17 protein-coding genes are annotated in these 17653 nt (G+C 31.2%); 8 read left to right on the top strand and 9 right to left on the bottom strand.

The annotated features are described in order from the left end of the window. The first annotated feature begins 25 nt into the window (after nt 1–25). The 3 genes from ABWP60_RS07100 to aat all read left to right on the top strand — a co-directional run bounded on the left by ABWP60_RS07100 (nt 26) and on the right by aat (nt 2060). Entirely contained in the window at nt 26–901 is an 876-nt protein-coding gene (locus tag ABWP60_RS07100) for a flavin reductase family protein (protein WP_353150521.1), read from the top strand. Nucleotides 902–913: 12 nt separating this feature from the next. Next, nucleotides 914–1294: a DUF3127 domain-containing protein gene (locus ABWP60_RS07105; protein WP_353150524.1), complete on the top strand. Its 381-nt coding sequence runs from the start codon at nt 914–916 to the stop codon at nt 1292–1294. Nucleotides 1295–1424: 130 nt separating this feature from the next. After that, nucleotides 1425–2060 carry a leucyl/phenylalanyl-tRNA--protein transferase gene (gene aat, locus ABWP60_RS07110; RefSeq protein WP_353150527.1) on the top strand — a complete coding sequence of 212 codons (636 nt, stop codon included), beginning with the start codon at nt 1425–1427 and terminating at the stop codon, nt 2058–2060. A gap of 56 nt (nt 2061–2116) precedes the next feature. Here aat and ABWP60_RS07115 read toward each other — a convergent pair whose 3' ends face one another. The 7 genes from ABWP60_RS07115 to mutY form a co-directional block, all read right to left on the bottom strand. Then, nucleotides 2117–2332, bottom strand: a complete 216-nt coding sequence (locus ABWP60_RS07115; protein WP_353150530.1) for a VF530 family protein — start codon at nt 2330–2332, stop codon at nt 2117–2119. 31 nt (nt 2333–2363) lie between these two features. Further along, nucleotides 2364–2936, bottom strand: coding sequence for a DNA-3-methyladenine glycosylase I (locus ABWP60_RS07120; RefSeq protein ID WP_353150533.1), 573 nt, complete (start codon nt 2934–2936; stop codon nt 2364–2366). Beyond that, nucleotides 2929–3597, bottom strand: coding sequence for a queuosine precursor transporter (locus tag ABWP60_RS07125; protein WP_353150536.1), 669 nt, complete (start codon nt 3595–3597; stop codon nt 2929–2931). The genes ABWP60_RS07120 and ABWP60_RS07125 overlap by 8 nt, the downstream gene beginning before the upstream one ends. Beyond that, nucleotides 3598–7374, bottom strand: a complete 3777-nt coding sequence (locus ABWP60_RS07130) for a TraB/GumN family protein (RefSeq protein WP_353150538.1) — start codon at nt 7372–7374, stop codon at nt 3598–3600. An 82-nt stretch (nt 7375–7456) separates the two neighbouring features. Beyond that, nucleotides 7457–8008, bottom strand: coding sequence for a gliding motility lipoprotein GldD (gldD, locus tag ABWP60_RS07135; protein WP_353150540.1), 552 nt, complete (start codon nt 8006–8008; stop codon nt 7457–7459). Nucleotides 8009–8081: 73 nt separating this feature from the next. Continuing rightward, the gene (locus ABWP60_RS07140) at nt 8082–8495 is read right to left on the bottom strand and encodes a single-stranded DNA-binding protein (protein ID WP_353150542.1); all 414 of its coding nucleotides are present in this window, start codon (nt 8493–8495) and stop codon (nt 8082–8084) included. A 36-nt stretch (nt 8496–8531) separates the two neighbouring features. Next, nucleotides 8532–9560, bottom strand: coding sequence for an A/G-specific adenine glycosylase (gene mutY, locus ABWP60_RS07145; protein ID WP_353150544.1), 1029 nt, complete (start codon nt 9558–9560; stop codon nt 8532–8534). Nucleotides 9561–9693: 133 nt separating this feature from the next. On the opposite strand from mutY, the gene ABWP60_RS07150 reads away from it, so the two are divergent. Then, on the top strand, nt 9694–9987 hold the full coding sequence (locus ABWP60_RS07150) for an HU family DNA-binding protein (protein ID WP_291242428.1): 294 nt from the start codon (nt 9694–9696) through the stop codon (nt 9985–9987). Between the two features lie 349 nt (nt 9988–10336). Further along, nucleotides 10337–11884, top strand: coding sequence for an Rne/Rng family ribonuclease (locus tag ABWP60_RS07155; protein WP_353150546.1), 1548 nt, complete (start codon nt 10337–10339; stop codon nt 11882–11884). Nucleotides 11885–11994: 110 nt separating this feature from the next. Here ABWP60_RS07155 and ABWP60_RS07160 read toward each other — a convergent pair whose 3' ends face one another. After that, on the bottom strand, nt 11995–12435 hold the full coding sequence (locus ABWP60_RS07160; protein WP_353150548.1) for a nucleoside deaminase: 441 nt from the start codon (nt 12433–12435) through the stop codon (nt 11995–11997). A gap of 59 nt (nt 12436–12494) precedes the next feature. Here ABWP60_RS07160 and ABWP60_RS07165 point away from each other — a divergent pair, with 59 nt between their 5' ends. Together ABWP60_RS07165 and ABWP60_RS07170 are read left to right on the top strand one after the other, a co-directional pair. Then, nucleotides 12495–14270, top strand: a complete 1776-nt coding sequence (locus ABWP60_RS07165) for a 1-deoxy-D-xylulose-5-phosphate synthase (RefSeq protein ID WP_353150549.1) — start codon at nt 12495–12497, stop codon at nt 14268–14270. Further along, the gene (locus ABWP60_RS07170) at nt 14263–15210 is read left to right on the top strand and encodes a DUF3078 domain-containing protein (protein WP_353150552.1); all 948 of its coding nucleotides are present in this window, start codon (nt 14263–14265) and stop codon (nt 15208–15210) included. The genes ABWP60_RS07165 and ABWP60_RS07170 overlap by 8 nt, the downstream gene beginning before the upstream one ends. Here ABWP60_RS07170 and ABWP60_RS07175 read toward each other — a convergent pair. Then, nucleotides 15207–16001 carry a DUF2797 domain-containing protein gene (locus ABWP60_RS07175; protein ID WP_353150555.1) on the bottom strand — a complete coding sequence of 265 codons (795 nt, stop codon included), beginning with the start codon at nt 15999–16001 and terminating at the stop codon, nt 15207–15209. The genes ABWP60_RS07170 and ABWP60_RS07175 overlap by 4 nt on opposite strands. A gap of 63 nt (nt 16002–16064) precedes the next feature. On the opposite strand from ABWP60_RS07175, the gene ABWP60_RS07180 reads away from it, so the two are divergent. Next, nucleotides 16065–17573 (top strand): GH3 auxin-responsive promoter family protein, encoded by a 1509-nt coding sequence (locus tag ABWP60_RS07180; protein ID WP_353150558.1) that lies wholly within the window; start codon nt 16065–16067, stop codon nt 17571–17573. Nucleotides 17574–17653 lie beyond the last annotated feature (80 nt).

The following is a 17653-nucleotide window of genomic DNA, read 5'->3' on the forward strand; positions in this document are numbered from 1 at the left end:
AGTATATTTGTAAAAAATACAACTTATGTTAAGTATTAATCCAAAAGAAATATCGCCTTTAAAACTGCAAAGCTATTTGCAAACCGCTGTGTCGCCAAGACCAATTGCTTTTGCAAGTACAATGGACGATGATGGAATTCCAAATTTATCTCCATTTAGTTTTTTTAATGTGTTTAGTAGCAATCCGCCAATTTTAATTTTTTCGCCAGCCAGACGGGTTCGAAACAATACTATAAAACATACTTTGATAAACGCTCAAGACACACGTGAAGTTGTAATTAATATTGTAAATTACGATATGGTACATCAAATGAGTTTATCAAGTACCGAATATCCAGATGGTGTAAACGAATTTGAAAAAGCAGGGTTTACTATGTTACCATCAGATATTGTTGCGCCATTTAGAGTGGCAGAAAGTCCAGTGCAGTTTGAATGTAAAGTAAATGACATTATTGCATTAGGAACGGAAGGTGGTGCAGGAAATTTAGTCATTTGCGAAGTGGTAAAAATTCATATTCACGAAAGTATTTTAGATGAAAACCAAATGATTGATCAGCACAAAGTTGATGTGGTTTCTCGTTTAGGAGGTAATTGGTATAGTAGAGCAAACGCAGGATTATTTGAGGTGGAAAAACCATTAACTACTTTAGGAATTGGTGTAGATATGATTCCATATTTCATTAAAGAAAGTGGCTATTTTGATGGAAATGATTTGGGGAAATTAGGAAATATTGAAGCTATTCCAAATGACGAAGAAATTACTATATTTGTAAAAGAAAATTTTGAGGTAAAAGCCGTTTTAAGTTCAGACGATCTTGATACAAAATTTAAAAAAGCAAAAGAATATTTAGACAACAATCAGGTTTTAAACGCTTGGAAATTGTTATTAGCACAAAAATAAATTATTAGAGTTATGGAAGTTATTGGAAAAATTAAAGTGATTGGAGCTACGCAAGATGTAAGTGCTTCATTTAAAAAAAGAGAATTAGTTGTTACTACTGAAGAGCAGTATCCACAACATATTTCAGTTGAATTTCAACAAGCAAAAGTGGATGATTTAAATTCCTACCAAGTTGGTGAACAAGTAAAAGTATCTATCAATTTAAGAGGTAGAGAATGGACGTCTCCACAAGGTGAAGTAAAACATTTTAACACAATAACAGGTTGGAGAATTGAAAGATTATCAAATGCAGCTCCAACAAACTCACCAGAAATGCCTCCAGCACCTGCTGCAGAAGCTTTTGCACCAGCAACCGACTTTAAGGAAGAAGAACACGACGATTTACCTTTTTAAAAAGAATATAAACAACAGAATATAGAATAAAGACGGTCATTCTAAATATAACTTATTTGTTAATTATTTAGAGTGACTTTTTATTATCAAAAATTTATTCACTACATCTATATTCTAATTTCTTTAAAATATGTATTTTTTAACCTCTGAACTTTATTTCCCACCTTCTTCAGAAACATCTCCTGAAGGCATTATTGCTGTTGGCGGTGATTTATCTCCCGAAAGATTACTTTTAGCATACCAAAATGGGATATTTCCCTGGTATGATGCTGACGAACCAAAACTTTGGTGGTGTCCAAAAGAAAGAATGGTGTTGTTTTTCGAAAATTTACGAATTACGAAAAGCATGAAAAAAGTACTAATTCGAAATGAATTTCAAGTTACTTTTAATACAAATTTTAGAGCCGTAATTTCTAACTGTCAAAAATCTCCAAGAAAAAACCAAGACGGCACTTGGATTTCTAATGAAATTGTAGAAGCATACTGCAAACTAAATGAACTAGGTTTTGCCAAAAGCGTAGAAGTTTGGCAAAATAACGAATTAGTAGGCGGCTTATACGGAATAGATTTAGGCAATGTGTTTTGTGGCGAAAGCATGTTTTCAAAAGTACCCAATGCCAGTAAAGTTGCGTTTATTCATTTAGCAAAACAATTAGAATTGGCTAACTATAAACTTTTAGATTGCCAAGTACACAACAATCATCTAGAAAGTTTGGGTTGTATAGAAATTGAAAGAGAAGAATTTTTAGCGATTTTGAAACGTTAGAAATTACGCAGAGAAACACAGAGAATCGCAAAAGTTTATTTATTTAGAACACAGATTTATCTTGCATCAAATTTTTTTAAACTTCTTACATATAAATCTTCCACTTTTTTTCGGGCCCATTCTGTTTTTCGTAAAAAAGTTAAACTAGAATTAATAGTTGGGTTTTCATTAAAACATTTTATTTTTATCAATTCGCCAAGCGTATCAAAACCATAATACTCGACTAATTTTTCGAGTATTGTTTTTAATGTTATGCCGTGAAGTGGATCCATTTTATTTTTTAGATTTTAGAATATTATATTTTTAGACTGAAGTAGACTGATTTCTCACCCAACAATCTACAACGTGGTCGTTTACCATTCCTGAGGCTTGCATATGCGCATACACAACTGTGGAACCCACGAATTTGAAACCCCGTTTTTTTAAATCTTTACTTAGTTTATCTGAAATTTCAGTGGTTGCTGCAACTTCACTTAATGATTTTGGGTTGTTATCCATTGGTTTATTGTCTACAAAAGCCCAAATATAGTTAGAAAAACTACCAAATTCTTCTTGTACTTTTATGAAAGCAAGAGCATTTGTTACTGCGGCTTTTATTTTCAACTTATTTCTTATTATTCCAGCATCTTCCGCTAAAACTTGCAATTTTGCATCGGTAAATTTAGCTACTTTTTGCACATCAAAATCTGCGAAAGCTTTTCTAAAATTATCTCGTTTTACCAAAACCGTATACCAACTTAAACCCGCTTGAAACGTTTCTAAAATTAAAAACTCAAATAATGTGGCATCATCGTAAACAGGCTTACCCCATTCGTTATCGTGATAGTCTTTATATAAATCGGTTATTTCGCACCAAGCACAACGTTTCTTAGTCATTTACTATTTGTTTTTCGTTGTTATGAATGTAAGTTTCAATTAAAAAATGACCTAAATAAATTAGCGGTGTTAAGCAAATTGCAATGATTAATTTAAATGTGTAACCCGTAAAAGAATATTCTACATATTGTTTGGTATTCCAAACTCCTGGTAAATAAAAAGCAATTCCTCCTACTATAAATGAATCAATTAATTGTGAAATCACAGTAGATCCTGTACTTCGTAACCAAATCATTTTTTCACCTGTTTTCTTTTTGAAATAACTAAAAATTGTAACATCTAAAAACTGCGCCACTAAAAACGCAAGAATAGAACCCACAATAATCAAATTACTTTGTCCAAATACAGCCGTAAATTCAGCATTAGAAACCGGACTGATGCCTTTTGCTTCGGGAATTTTCATCGAAAAAAATAAAATTATAAAACAGTAGGCGATTAAACCTGCGGTAATATAACTCAGTCTTTTTACCCCTTGTTTTCCAAAATATTCATTAATTAAATCGGTAGTAATAAATACGATTGGCCAAGGCAAAATTCCCATACTTAATACAAAAGGACCAATTTGAATTAATTTTCCTCCAATAAGTTCGGCAGTAATGGCATTGGTTATAAAAATTCCTGCCAAAATAATATATACTATTTCTTTTTTGGTTTTTAACATTTATTCGTCGTAATACTCCTCTTCTTCGTAATCGCCATCCGCTGGATTACTTGAAAAATTAACTCGCAAATGATTGTCATTTAGCGATTTATTAATCATGGTTTTTATTTTTTGTTCAATTTCTTTATCATCAATAATTTTTTCGTCATCAAACCTTCTAAAAGCTTTCAGATTCAGTTGCTTATTTTCATCGTGAACAAAAGCAATTGCAGTTAACTTTTCAGTGTTTTTTCCATACGAATCGGCTTCTATATTAATTTTCTTATAAAAGAAATAAGATATTTTTTTATCATTATGAGTAATTATTTTTTCATCAAATAACACAATAGAATCATTTTTTTTATCAAAATCTTCATAATAATGAATGGCATTTATCACAATACTATCTTTACTAAACGTAGCTAATTCTTCCGTTTGCTTATTATGATACAACATTTGCAACGCTGTATATTTTGTTTTTGGTTCGCTAATTAATTTTTCAATTACACTTTTATCTAATTTTTTATTTCTAGCCAATTCGCGGTTAGCTATAGCTACATTTAAATCGTCAATATTTAATTTTTCTGCTTTCTCATATAATTGACGCATATCTTTTTCGTTTTTGAATGCATATAAAATAGATAAATAACTATTTAAAGCTTCCACAGGTGCGCCATTTTCGTCATCATAATTATACTCGTCATCATTATCGCTGGCTTCATCTTCAAATTTCCAACTTACCAATCGTTTGTATTCTAATTTTGCATTGGTAAGCAACATTTTTTTATATGACTTCAGTTTTTTTGAAGATACTTTTTCAGAATTTAACAACACTTGAACAAACTCAACTATTGGCTCGTGAAACTCATTTATACTATAATATTCTAAAATGTTTGGATATAAAACATGAGAATTTTCAAGATCTGACATAAATAAATTAAACAAACCAGAAATTACATAATTTTCCGAAATTGGTAAATCGTAGTCTAATAATTCAGCAATTTTTTTATAAGCAGCTTTACTTTTTTGTAATGTCAAAGCACGCAAAATTGAAAATTGAGTTTGTGTTGAAACATCTAGTTTTTTATATGCTTGTTCTAAAAACGGAAGTACTTCTGGAGATTTTAAAGCGCCAATACTTTCGAACAAATCGCCTTTAAAATCCATTTCTTCTTTACGAAATTCGAAATTCTCTAACAGGTTTTTAATTTTTGAAAAATCCGATTCTTCAATAGTTAAATTGTTGAATGATTTTATTGCCGAATAGCGTATACTATCGTGTTCGCTATTTAAATCTTCTTCAAAAATACTGAATTTATTTTCAAAAAAGGTTCTTGATGTTATAGATGCATCATCTACTTTAAACGAGTTATAGACTTTTTCTATAAATGGATTATCGTTAGTGTAGTTTTTATCAACTAAAGTGGTGAGCGTATAATATTCCCCTTTTTTGAGTACAATTTTATATTTAATAGCTTGTGTGCTTTTAGGTTTTGTTGCTAAAACTTCATATACATAAAAATCATTAACGGGATCTTTAGTGAATTTTTCATTTACCAAATCTAACTTTTGGTTCGATGTTAAAGCTAATGTTTTATCCCAAGTGGTAGTTTTATAATCTAACGGATTAAATTTATCTTTTTCATTTGTTTCAATAGTGTTTGCCACGGAATTAAAACTAACGGCTTCTGTTGCTACAGAATCGACTACAACGGCACTGTCAGAATAATTAAATTCATTACTATCGGTATAGTTTTTAAATTCAAAATCTACTGAAATGTTTTTCTTAATTTGATTAAAAAGCGTGTCTAAAACTGCATAGCTTTCGTACCTATGGGGTTGCGAATACGTAATTTGAATATTGCTTTTATTTGGTGAAAAAATATCAAACGATTTGTATTTTACCTCAAAATGATTGGTTTTATCGTCTACTTTATAGTTGTTTTTTCTTTCGAATTTAAAATCTAAATATTCATTTTCTTGTTTCGGAATTTCTACAGAAAAATGAGCTGTAGAATCTTTGAATGTTTTATAAACAATATCTTCTTTTGCTTTTGTAATTTCGAATGAGTTAAAAAAAGCATCGACTTTATTTTTAGTAGCATTTACAGTTCCTAATAAATAATATTTATTCCCTTTTAAAGCAGATTTTAAATAAATATTTTTTTCTTTCAATTTAGATTGCGATGTAAATTCAAATTTATTTTTATCAAAGTTTGTTTGCAAAGAATCTAACTCGTGTACGTCGTAAAATTCGTAATGCATTCTTTTTAATTCATATTCGGAATCCTCTAAATTTTCATAATCCATCATCGTGCTTTCTATAACAAAATAATGCGCGTTTTCTTGTTCGTCAAACGCATAAATTTCGGTATCTTCGAGCCTTTTATTCTCTTTTTTATTACCAACAAATGTATAATATGAAGGTACGGAAACTTTGAAATTTTGCTTATTTGGAAGCAACGTTACCGTTTCTTGTTTATACGATTTAATTTTAATATTATTATACACCTCATCTTCATATTTTCTAACGTACTCGCCTTCTCCACTCATAATTACTGCAATAATTTCAAGCGGAGTAATATAATATCTATATCGTTCGTTTTTACCTGTTTTAGTTTTGCTTTTTATATCATACACAAAATTATTTTTTTCTTGGTATGATTTTTTTTCTAAAATTTCACCTGGAATGTTTTCAAAAAACAAACTGTCAAGTGTTTTATGGTTAAATTTTTCGTCTTTTTTGCTAATAAAATCCTTAAGAAGCATACGTTTAACATTAATATAACCACCATTTCCTAAATCTGCAGATTCTAAATTTTCGCCATTTTTTAAAACCAAAGGAAACAAAGGCAAAGAAATCATTTCATCTGCTGTTGTGTTGATTTCAAAAACAGGTTTTATAAAATACTCTTCAATTTGTTTCTTTATTTTTTTTCCTTTTTCAGTATAATCAGAAAATATTGGCGTTACAGTATATCCTTTTCTTCGTAACATCTCAATCATACCGTTTTTTCCAGGTAGATGTGCGGCACCAACTGCAGCAAACAAACTTCCTGTTTTCATTATAGAATCCATGCTTTTTGACATAATTTCATTTCTATCAAAAAGCATGGCTTTATTATATAATTTTGGTGAGGAAAGCATGTTTAACGTATCCATTAAATCCAAATCTTTTTCACGATATGCGTCTCTTAAAACTTCTACATAAGAGCGCTTTTTTAATAGTTTTAATATAGCTTGTTTGTTATCATCTACTTCACTTCTATCCATTTCTGCTTCTGCTTTTTCGATATTTAATGTAGTTGATTTAACATTTTCTAATCCTAATGTTTTTTTACCATATTTTCTTCCCGTTCTGTAAATGAACATGTCTAAATACGTTTCCTCCTGAAATTCTTGATTGGCCTGATTGGTTCGCGAAAGCAAACCAATTAAATTATAATTTGAACCACTAAAAAGAGAATATAAATACTCTTTTTCTATAGGTGATGTGTAAAAATTAGCGTAAAAATTTCTTCTTGTTTGTGTAGATTGATAGAATCCATACAAATCGTATAATTCTGTCCAAGTATTTGGTTCACTTTCGTTAGCAATAAAATCTGAGGCCATTAATTTTTCAAAAAACAAATCAGATAAATGAAAAGAAACCTTGTCGGAAACATGCATGGTTCCATACATGTAGGATTTTTTTGTTAATCCGTTACCGGAAATTTCCCAAAATAAGCTTTGGTATTTTTTTTCTTGTGCAAATGTAGAAAGGGATAAAAATGTAAGTAAAAATAATGTCTTTTTCAAAAGGGAGAATAATTAAGTTAAATAGTCCCAAATATAATAAATTGAAAAGATTTTTAATATTAATTTTTATAAAAAATAAAATCTATTTCCATTTAATAGATTCAATAATTTGTTTCATGTCATTTTTAATATAATCCGCTGCCGGAAGTATGGAGTCAAAATTTGGCTTGGAATAAAAATACATACTAGCCGTAATAAAATTTTTAGTACTATCTGTGGCGTAAAATTGAGCATTTGTTGCGGCATTTCCCCCAACTTGATAAAACATTCCGTATACTTTACTATTTGAGTTGATGTAGGGCTGCTCTGCAATATCGTTTGCTTTTATTGCGTGTTCGTAGGTTAATTTTTGAGCGTCAATTAGTAATTTCTCTAAATTATTTTGAACAGGTTTATACGTTAAATATACTGTTGCTTTCATTTTTGGATAATGAATTTCCAATCCACAATTTGAGGTGGCTTTTACTTCAGCCAATTCGTTTTTGTCAAAATCAAAACCACAAGAATTAGAAAATTTCATGTATTTTGCTGGTGGGTATTCTAAGCTTAATTGTCCTGTAGGCTTTGGTATTTTATCCTCTCCACAAGAAAGCAGAGAAAGACTAAGTAAGCTAAAAATAAGGCGAGTTTTCATTTGTTTGTGTTTAATAATAAAGAACAATCTAAATCTATTCTCTATATTCTATTCTCTATATTTAAAACAAAAATTAATCTAACAAATCAAAATCGACATCTTTTGAACTTGGCGGATTTGAACTAGGTGCTTTAGATAAATCGGAATCTTTTTTTGTGTTTAAGAACGTAAATTCTGTAACTTGAATTTCAGTAGTATATTTAGTAGTACCATCTTCCGCAGTCCATTGACGAGATTTTATTCTACCCTCAATGTATATTTTATCACCTTTAGAAAGATACTTTTCACATAATTCTGCCGCTTTATTTCGCACTACAATATTATGCCATTCTGTAGAAGTTATTTTTTCACCCGTAGATTTGTTAATATATACTTCATTTGTTGCTAAAGGAAACCTTCCAATACAACTTTGTGCATCAAAATAATGCATTTTTACCTCGTCACCTAAGTGTCCTATTAGAATAACCTTGTTTAAAGTACCGTTCATGGCTTATATGTTTTTATCAAAAATACTAAATATTATTTATTTACCAATTTTTTCAATAAAATTATGCAACACAATTGGAACAGGCAATTGCTTCAATTCTGAAAAAGTATAGCTGTTTTTCAGTGTTTCTTTGGTTTCTATTCTGTAAAATTTTATATTTAAATGCTGATGTGATAACTTATGTAGTACATCTAAAGCATCATAATATTGAAAATTTTTAATGTTGTAGATTTCTTTTATGTGAAGAAACAACTTTTGTTCTCCCATTTCATTTTCAGATTCAACACATGGAAATTCATATAAATTTTTCCAAATCCCATTTTCAGTTCTCTTATTCATTATGTAATTCCCATAGGCATCATGAAGTAATATGTAATTCAAAAAGCGTTTGGTTACCTTATTTTTTTTGAGTTTTACCGGCAATTCAGAAACAATTTTAAGTTTATATGCTTCACAACTGTCATTAAAAACACAGTCTTTACAATTTGGATTTTTAGGCACACATTGTAAGGCTCCAAATTCCATTATCGCTTGATTATGAAGATTAGGTTTGGTTATAGAAAGTAATTTTTGAGCCAGTTCAATAAAATATTTTTTAGTTGTGTTCAGAGAAATGTCATAATTCACATTAAAAACTCGCGACAATACTCTAAAAACATTTCCATCAACAACTGCAACCGCTTCGTTTTCAGAAAAAGAGGCAATTGCTGCAGCGGTATACGTTCCAATTCCTTTTAGTTTTAGTAGTTCATCGTAAGTAGTTGGAAAAATTCCATTATGGTTTTCTACTACAAATTTAGCCGTATAATGTAAATTTCTGGCACGAGAATAGTATCCAAGTCCTTGCCAAAGCTTCAAAATTTCTTGTTCATCGGCATTTGCTAAATCATTTACGGTAGGAAATGCGGTTACGAAATTTATATAATATGGTAAGCCTTGGTTCACTCTTGTTTGTTGCAAAATAATTTCTGAAAGCCAAATTTTGTAGGCATCATTGGTATTTCGCCACGGTAAATCTCTATGATTTTGTTGGTACCATGAGATTATTTTAGTTGAAAAATTCATATAAATATTTAAAGCTGTAAAAATAAATCATTTATCTGGTTAAATTTTAGTTCATTATGTTTGAATTTGTATTTTTTTAATTCATATATTTGCACACTCAAAAAAATACACATAAAATTTAACACGCAAGAAAATGACGAAAGCAGATATCGTAGCAAAAATTTCAGAAAAATTAGGTCTTGAAAAAGGTGATGTTCAAGCTACTGTAGAATCATTCATGGAAGAAGTAAAAAATTCATTAGAAACGGGTGATAATGTTTACTTAAGAGGATTTGGAAGTTTTATTGTTAAAACAAGAGCTGAAAAAACAGGAAGAAACATTTCAAAAAACACAACAATCAAAATACCGGCTCACAACATTCCAGCATTTAAACCTGCAAAAATTTTTGTTGAAAGCGTAAAAGAAAAGACAGAAGTAACTGTATAATATTATTTATTAATCAAAAAAAACTACACATTATGCCAAGTGGTAAAAAAAGAAAAAGACATAAGGTAGCTACTCACAAGCGTAAAAAAAGAGCGAGAGCTAACCGTCACAAAAAGAAAAAGTAGTCTAAAAACTACTTTTCTTTGTTTAGAAAAGAAGTAACGTTCATTGAATTTTGAATTATTTTATTACTTGATATTCTCAATTTATATTATAATTTTATTGGGTATTTTACCTAAATTGTTTAATCCATCCTAGCAATAAGTTGCTAGTTGATAGTTGATAGTTGCAAATTCGTAACCAACAACCGACAACCGACAACAAAATGTTCGGATATAAAAGATACAGCATGAACAAAGAATTAATCATTAGATCTAGTTCAGACGCAGTAGATTTTGCCTTATTAAAAGATGGAAAACTAATTGAATTACACAAAGAAAAAGAGGCTGGCGACAGCAATCAGTTTCAGGTTGGCGATATTTTTATTGCAAAAATAAGAAAGCCCGTTGCTGGACTAAACGCCGCATTTGTGCATTTAGGTCATGAAAAAGATGCGTTTTTGCATTATCATGATTTAGGTCCAAACTTAGGTTCTTTGATGAAATTTATTAAACTTGTAAGCGCAGGTAAAATAAAAGATTATTCACTCAAAAATTTCCCTTTTGAACCAGAAATTAGCAAAGATGGCACTATAATGGACACATTAAGCGCCAATCAGTCGATTTTAGTTCAAGTAGTTAAAGAGCCTATCTCCACAAAAGGACCAAGAATTAGTTCTGAGATTTCTTTAGCAGGAAGATATGTAGTTTTAGTTCCCTTTTCAGACCGAGTTTCCATTTCGCAAAAAATTGGAGACCGAGCAGAAAAAGATCGTCTAAAAAAATTACTACAATCTATAAAACCAAAGGGATTTGGTGTTATTGTGAGAACAGTAGCCGAAGGCAGAAAAACAACTGAGATTGAAAAAGATGTAGAAACACTGTTAGACCGTTGGACTAGCATGTGCAAAAAACTACAAACCGCCCATCATCCCTCAAAAGTATTAGGAGAATTAACAAAATCTTCTTCAATGCTTAGAGATATTTTTAACGATACTTTTACGAGTATTCAAGTAGATGATGAAGATTTGTATTTAAAAACGAAGGAGTATTTGCAAGAAATAGCTCCGGATAAAGCGTCTATCGTAAAACACTATCAGTCGAAAGATTTACCTCTATTTGAGAAGTATAATATAGAAAGACAAATAAAAACCTCTTTTGGAAAATCAGTTTCTATGAGTAAAGGGGCGTATTTAATTATTGAACATACAGAAGCTTTACATGTTATTGATGTAAATTCTGGCAATAGATCAAATAAAGCCACCAACCAAGAAGATACTGCCATGGAAGTAAATATGATTGCTGCAGCTGAAATTGCACGTCAATTACGACTAAGAGATATGGGAGGAATTATTGTTGTCGATTTTATAGATATGCAAAATCCAGACAATAGAAAAGTATTATTCGATTTCTTACGAGAAGAAATGAGTGACGATAAGGCGAAGCATAAAATCTTGCCTCCTAGTAAATTTGGATTGGTTCAAATTACTAGACAAAGAGTTAGACCTGAAGTTAATATTGAAACGAATGAAGAAAACCCGAACGAAAACGGACAGGTTGAAGCAGCCATTTTAATTATTGACAAAATAGAAGCTAATCTTGAAAGCATTATTAAAGACCATAAAAAAGTAGTACTTAACGTACATCCATTTGTGGCCGCATACCTTACAAAAGGTTTTCCATCCTTACGTTCAAAATGGTTTTTTGAACATAAGAAATGGGTGAAAATTATACCTCGTGACGCTTACACGTACTTAGAATATCATTTCTTTGATAACCAAGGAAAAGAAATTTTATAAAAACCAAAACCGCTACTCGAAAGAATAGCGGTTTTTTTATTTATAAAAAATTATCAACTTAATATTTTGTGAAGCTTAGTGTCAACTTTGCGTATCTCTGCGTAATAAAACTATCTCTTTTTCTGAAAAAAATTTGTCATTAATTCCGCACATTCCTTTTCTAAAATTCCAGAAACCACTTCTGTTTTTGGATGAATTTGTGTGCTTAATGTTTTATAACCTCTTTTTGAATCTGTTGCACCAAATACAATTTTAGAAATCTGACTCCAATACAAAGCTCCGGCACACATCTGGCAAGGTTCTAAAGTAACATAAAGCGTGCAACCTTTTAAATATTTTCCACCTAAAAAATTGGCTGCACTCGTAATGGCTTGCATTTCGGCATGCGCGGTTACATCATGTAAAAGCTCGGTTAAATTATGTGTTCTGGCTATAATTGTGTTGTTTACTACAATAACAGCACCCACAGGAATTTCGTCTTTTTCAAATGCCATTTCAGCTTCCTGAAGTGCTTTTTTCATAAAATATTCGTCGGTAAAAATAGTTTCCAAGTTTCTTACAATTATATATTAATCAAATTTACAAACATTATTGTATTTTTGCAGTACAAATGGAAAATTTACTTTCACATATTACGACACCAATTGATTTACGGAAACTTTCTGAAAGTCAGTTACCGCAAGTAGCCAATGAACTTAGAGAATTTATCATCGATATAGTTTCTCAAAAAGAAGGGCATTTAGGCGCCAGTTTGGGTGTAATAGAATTAACCGTTGCCTTGCATTATGTGTTTGACACACCAAACGATTTGTTAGTTTGGGATGTAGGACACCAAGCGTATGGTCACAAAATTTTAACGGAAAGACGCGAAATTTTTCATAAATATAGAGAAATTGATGGTATTTCTGGTTTTCCTAAACGTAGTGAAAGTATTTATGACGCGTTTGGAGTGGGACATTCCTCCACTTCTATTTCTGCTGCTTTAGGAATGGCAATTGCTTCCAAAATTAATGGCGATACCGAAAAACAACATATTGCGGTAATTGGCGATGCTTCTATAGCCAGCGGAATGGCATTTGAAGGATTAAACCATGCTGGAGTTACCGATGCCAATTTATTAGTCATTTTAAATGACAATGCCATGGGAATTGACCCAAGCGTTGGCGCATTAAAAGATTACTTAACCGCGGTTAAAGAAGGCAAAAATCCGAAAGATAACAACATAATAAAATCGTTAAATTTTGATTATTCTGGTCCGATTGATGGGCATGATTTACCAAAATTACTGTCAGAATTAAAACGATTACAAAAAGTTAAAGGGCCAAAATTTTTACATATTATTACCACAAAAGGCAAAGGATTATCTTATGCTGAAGAAAATCAGTTGCAATTTCACGCGCCAGGAAAATTTGATAAATTAACTGGAAAAATCATAAAATCTGAAAATGAAAATTTGGCTCCAAAATTTCAGGACGTTTTTGGGCACACACTAGTGGAATTGGCTATAGAAAATAAAAAAATTGTAGGCATTACACCAGCTATGCCTTCAGGGAGTTCCTTAAAATATATGATGGATGCGTTTCCTGAACGCGCTTTTGATGTAGGAATTGCCGAACAACATGCCGTAACCTTAGCTGCTGGAATGGCTACTCAAGGATTAACGGTATTTTGCAATATTTACTCCACTTTTTTACAACGGGCGTATGACCAGGTGATTCATGATGTAGCGATACAAAATTTACCTGTAATTTTTTGTTTAGACCGAGCTGGATTTGTAGGGGAAGACGGCGCTACACATCATGGTTTATTTGATTTGGCTTATCTTAATTGCATTCCAAACATAATGATTTACGCGCCACGTAATGAAATTGATTTACGCAATATTTTATATACTGCTTCGTTAGGATTAAATCATCCAATTGCGATTAGATATCCAAGAGGAAAAGGCGAAATTGTAGCTTGGAAACAACCTTTTTCTAAGATTGAAATTGGAAAAATAGAAACCTTAAAAAAAGGAACTAAAATAGCAGTTTTATCAACGGGAACTATTGGAAATACTGTTTTTAAAGCTATTGATACCCTTGCAATAATGGAAGATTTTTCGCATTTTCATGTAGGTTGGGTAAAGCCATTAGATGAAGAAAAATTAATTAACATTTTTAAAGAACATAAAATTATTATCACTGTTGAAGAAGGTGTTATTAATGGTGGATTAGGAAGCATAATAAATACCTTTGCAGCGGAAAATAATTTTAAAAACAAAATTATAAATCGTGGCATGGCAGATGTTTTCATAGAACACGGCACCGTAAAACAACTATTAGAACAAACTAAATTAGACACATTAAGCTTAACCCAATTATTTACTGAAATAAATCATGAGTAGAAACCTTAAACTTTTTATCGCACTTCTTTTTTTTGCAACCAAATCTTTTTCACAAATTGTGAGAACAGAAAAAATAGATACTACATCAAATTGGAAAAAGGGAAATAAAGTAGGGTTAGATTTTACACAAATTAGCTTTGTAAATTGGTCTGCAGGTGGAAATAATTCTATTTCTGGTTTGGCAAAAGGAAATTTCATTAGAAATTATATTCGTGATAACATGAAATGGAATAATGAACTTGTGGTACGTTATGGAATTAACAAACAAGAAGCCCAAGATCTTAGAAAAACAGACGATCAAATTAACTTAAACTCCACAATTGGATACAGAAGAGACACGATTAACAAGTGGTTTTATGGTGCAAAATTTAGCTTTTTAACTCAGTTTTCTAACGGATATAGTTATCCAAATGTAAGCAAAGCCATTTCAAAACCTTTTGCTCCCGCTTATATTTTCTTAGGAATTGGAGCCGAATATACCCGAAAAGATTTAGGTTTAACAGTATATTTGTCTCCAATAACCAACAAAACAACTTTGGTTTTAGATAGCCGATTAGCAAACGAAGGCGCATTTGGAGTAGAAAAAGCTATTTATGATGAAACCGGCACTGAAATTCTTAAAAAAGGAAAACGTCATCGAACAGAATTAGGGGCTTTAATATCTAGTCAGTACAAAAGAAAAATTATGACGAACATCAATTTAGACACTAGAGCAACTTTATACACCGATTATTTAAAAGATTTTGGCAATATTGATATTGATTGGCAAGTTAGCCTAGAAATGATTGTAAATAAATATATAAAAGCCAATATTGGTAGTCATCTTATTTATGATAACGACATTAAAAACAAACGAGAAGTTGCTGGTGTTCAAATCACGGAAGGACCAAGAGTGCAATTAAAACAAATTCTTGGTGTTGGTGTTGAATATCGTTTTTAAAACTTCAAACTCACCACAAAGCCTTCGTAGGTGCGAACATTAAAAACCGTACCGTCTTCAAAAATTAAGTATTGACCTTTAATTCCCACTACTTTTCCAGAAAAATTGGGTGTTTTTTCTAAATTCAAACTGGTTACTTTTAACGGATACGTTTGCACCGGAAAATCCATTTTGTATAAATGGTCTTCTTCAATAAAATAGGGCTTGGTTTCTTCTGGTAGCCATTGTTTTAACTTGCTTTTTTCTTCAAATAAATTGGTAACAGGTACTTCATTTTTCAACATTTTTTGCCAATTGGTCTTGTCTGCAAAATGATTTTTTAAAGCCACCTCAGCAATTCCTGCCAAATATCTGTTAGGTGTTTCTAAAACAGGAATCGCCTGAACCGCACCTTGGTCTATCCAACGAGTAGGCACTTGCGTGTTTCGGGTTACCCCTACTTTAACTTCACTGGATAGGGCTAAATATACAATATGAGGTTGCAATTGCACTCGTTTTTCATAGTCTAAATCTCTATCTTCAATATCTAAATGCGCGGTACTGAGTTCAGGTTTCATAATCCAATCTGCAGCATCGGGAATAGTAGAAAAGCAATCATAACAAAATCCTTGTCGCCATATTTTTTTAGCTTTCTTGCAATTTAAACACTGATACCCTGTATGAGCAATTTCTATATCTTTATTAATTAACTGATTGACATTGATAAAATTGGAATCAAAAATTAAGTAATATTGTATGGGCGCACCTATTTCGGTTTCCATCTTTGTTAATGTTCCTTCAAATGTTGTCATAAAAATTGTAATTGATATAAAAATTATTATTTTTGGTAAAGTTATAAAAATACCAGTACTCAAATGCCATTACCGATAATAAATTCTATTGCCTCTTGGATTTTAAAAAAACGTATTCATCAAATTGAATTGTTTATTAAATATCCTATGGAAGTACAAGAAGAATTATTATTTGGTTTATTAAAATCGGCAGAAAACACCGTTCTTGGAAAAAAATACGACTACAGCAGCATCAAAAATTATCAAACTTTTAATGAAAGAATTCCCGTTTCTACTTATGAAGAATTAGCACCTTTTTTGGAACAAACCCGACAAGGCGCACAAAATATATTTTGGAACTCTACAATTAAATATTTTGCGAAATCAAGTGGCACTACTAATGCAAAGAGCAAATTTATTCCCGTAAGTGGAGAAGCGTTGGAAAACAATCACTACAAAGCCAGTAAAGATTTGCTTTGTATGTATTTAAATAATAACGAAAATTCGCAACTATTTACTGGTAAAAGTTTGCGTTTGGGTGGTAGTAAAGAATTGTACGAAAACAACAACACCTTTTTTGGCGATTTATCTGCCATATTGATTGACAACATGCCCATGTGGGCAGAATTTAGCTCTACACCTAGCAATAAAACTTCGTTAATGAGTAATTGGGAAACCAAATTACCAGCCATTATTAAGGAAAGTAGTATAGAAAACGTAACCAGTTTAGCTGGAGTTCCGAGTTGGATGATGGTGTTATTAAACAAAACACTAGAGGAAAACAAAAAAGCTAATATTTTAGAAATTTGGCCTAATTTAGAAGTCTATTTTCATGGTGGAGTAAGTTTTGAACCTTATAAAGAACAATACAAAAACTTGTTCCCTAAAGACGATTTTAAATATTACGAAATTTATAATGCCTCGGAAGGATTTTTTGCCTTGCAAGACCGAAATGATTCTAACGAATTACTTTTAATGTTAGATTATGGTATTTTTTACGAATTTATTCCGATGGATACATTTGGTAAAGACAACCAAAAGGTAATTCCATTGCGTGACGTAGAAGTTAATAAAAATTATGCTTTAGTTATTACTACTAATTCTGGTTTGTGGCGTTATTTAATTGGCGATACGATACGATTTACTTCAATAAATCCTTCCAGAATAGTAGTTACAGGCAGAACCAAGCACCATATTAATGTTTTTGGAGAAGAAGTAATGGTAGAAAACACCGATACGGCTTTAGCAAAAACATGTAAAACCTTACAGTGCGAAATTGTTGACTACACCGTGGCGCCTATTTTTATGCAAGGAAAAGAAAAAGGCGGGCATGAATGGCTAATTGAATTTAAAAAACACCCTGCAAGTAGCGCTGCATTTTCCGAACTTTTAGATAAAAATTTACAACAAGTAAATTCCGACTACGAAGCCAAACGATTTAACAATATGACGTTAAACCCACTGGTATTAACTGTAGCTAGAGCGCATTTATTTTACGATTGGCTGAAAAAGAAAGATAAATTAGGCGGCCAACACAAAATTCCAAGACTATCTAATTCAAGAGACTATTTAGAAGAATTGAAGGAGTTGTAACTTTTAACTGTTTAAATAAAGTAAACAATAGAAAATGATTTTAGTATTGGATACATTTTAAAATTATGACGTAACGTATT

Origin of the sequence: Flavobacterium sp., from assembly GCF_040402895.1 — a bacterium.
In the GTDB taxonomy this organism is placed as follows: Bacteria; Bacteroidota; Bacteroidia; order Flavobacteriales; family Flavobacteriaceae; genus Flavobacterium.

What these genes read in the sequence shown, in the direction of transcription:
- ABWP60_RS07140 (WP_353150542.1), bottom strand. Translation starts at nt 8,495, where the DNA reads ATGAACGGTACTTTAAACAAGGTTATTCTAATAGGACACTTAGGTGAC.
- ABWP60_RS07100 (WP_353150521.1), top strand. Translation starts at nt 26, where the DNA reads ATGTTAAGTATTAATCCAAAAGAAATATCGCCTTTAAAACTGCAAAGC.
- ABWP60_RS07120 (WP_353150533.1), bottom strand. Translation starts at nt 2,936, where the DNA reads ATGACTAAGAAACGTTGTGCTTGGTGCGAAATAACCGATTTATATAAA.
- ABWP60_RS07175 (WP_353150555.1), bottom strand. Translation starts at nt 16,001, where the DNA reads ATGACAACATTTGAAGGAACATTAACAAAGATGGAAACCGAAATAGGT.
- ABWP60_RS07170 (WP_353150552.1), top strand. Translation starts at nt 14,263, where the DNA reads ATGAGTAGAAACCTTAAACTTTTTATCGCACTTCTTTTTTTTGCAACC.
- ABWP60_RS07150 (WP_291242428.1), top strand. Translation starts at nt 9,694, where the DNA reads ATGACGAAAGCAGATATCGTAGCAAAAATTTCAGAAAAATTAGGTCTT.
- ABWP60_RS07105 (WP_353150524.1), top strand. Translation starts at nt 914, where the DNA reads ATGGAAGTTATTGGAAAAATTAAAGTGATTGGAGCTACGCAAGATGTA.
- gldD (WP_353150540.1), bottom strand. Translation starts at nt 8,008, where the DNA reads ATGAAAACTCGCCTTATTTTTAGCTTACTTAGTCTTTCTCTGCTTTCT.
- ABWP60_RS07165 (WP_353150549.1), top strand. Translation starts at nt 12,495, where the DNA reads ATGGAAAATTTACTTTCACATATTACGACACCAATTGATTTACGGAAA.
- ABWP60_RS07180 (WP_353150558.1), top strand. Translation starts at nt 16,065, where the DNA reads ATGCCATTACCGATAATAAATTCTATTGCCTCTTGGATTTTAAAAAAA.
- mutY (WP_353150544.1), bottom strand. Translation starts at nt 9,560, where the DNA reads ATGAATTTTTCAACTAAAATAATCTCATGGTACCAACAAAATCATAGA.
- ABWP60_RS07155 (WP_353150546.1), top strand. Translation starts at nt 10,337, where the DNA reads ATGAACAAAGAATTAATCATTAGATCTAGTTCAGACGCAGTAGATTTT.
- ABWP60_RS07125 (WP_353150536.1), bottom strand. Translation starts at nt 3,597, where the DNA reads ATGTTAAAAACCAAAAAAGAAATAGTATATATTATTTTGGCAGGAATT.
- ABWP60_RS07115 (WP_353150530.1), bottom strand. Translation starts at nt 2,332, where the DNA reads ATGGATCCACTTCACGGCATAACATTAAAAACAATACTCGAAAAATTA.
- aat (WP_353150527.1), top strand. Translation starts at nt 1,425, where the DNA reads ATGTATTTTTTAACCTCTGAACTTTATTTCCCACCTTCTTCAGAAACA.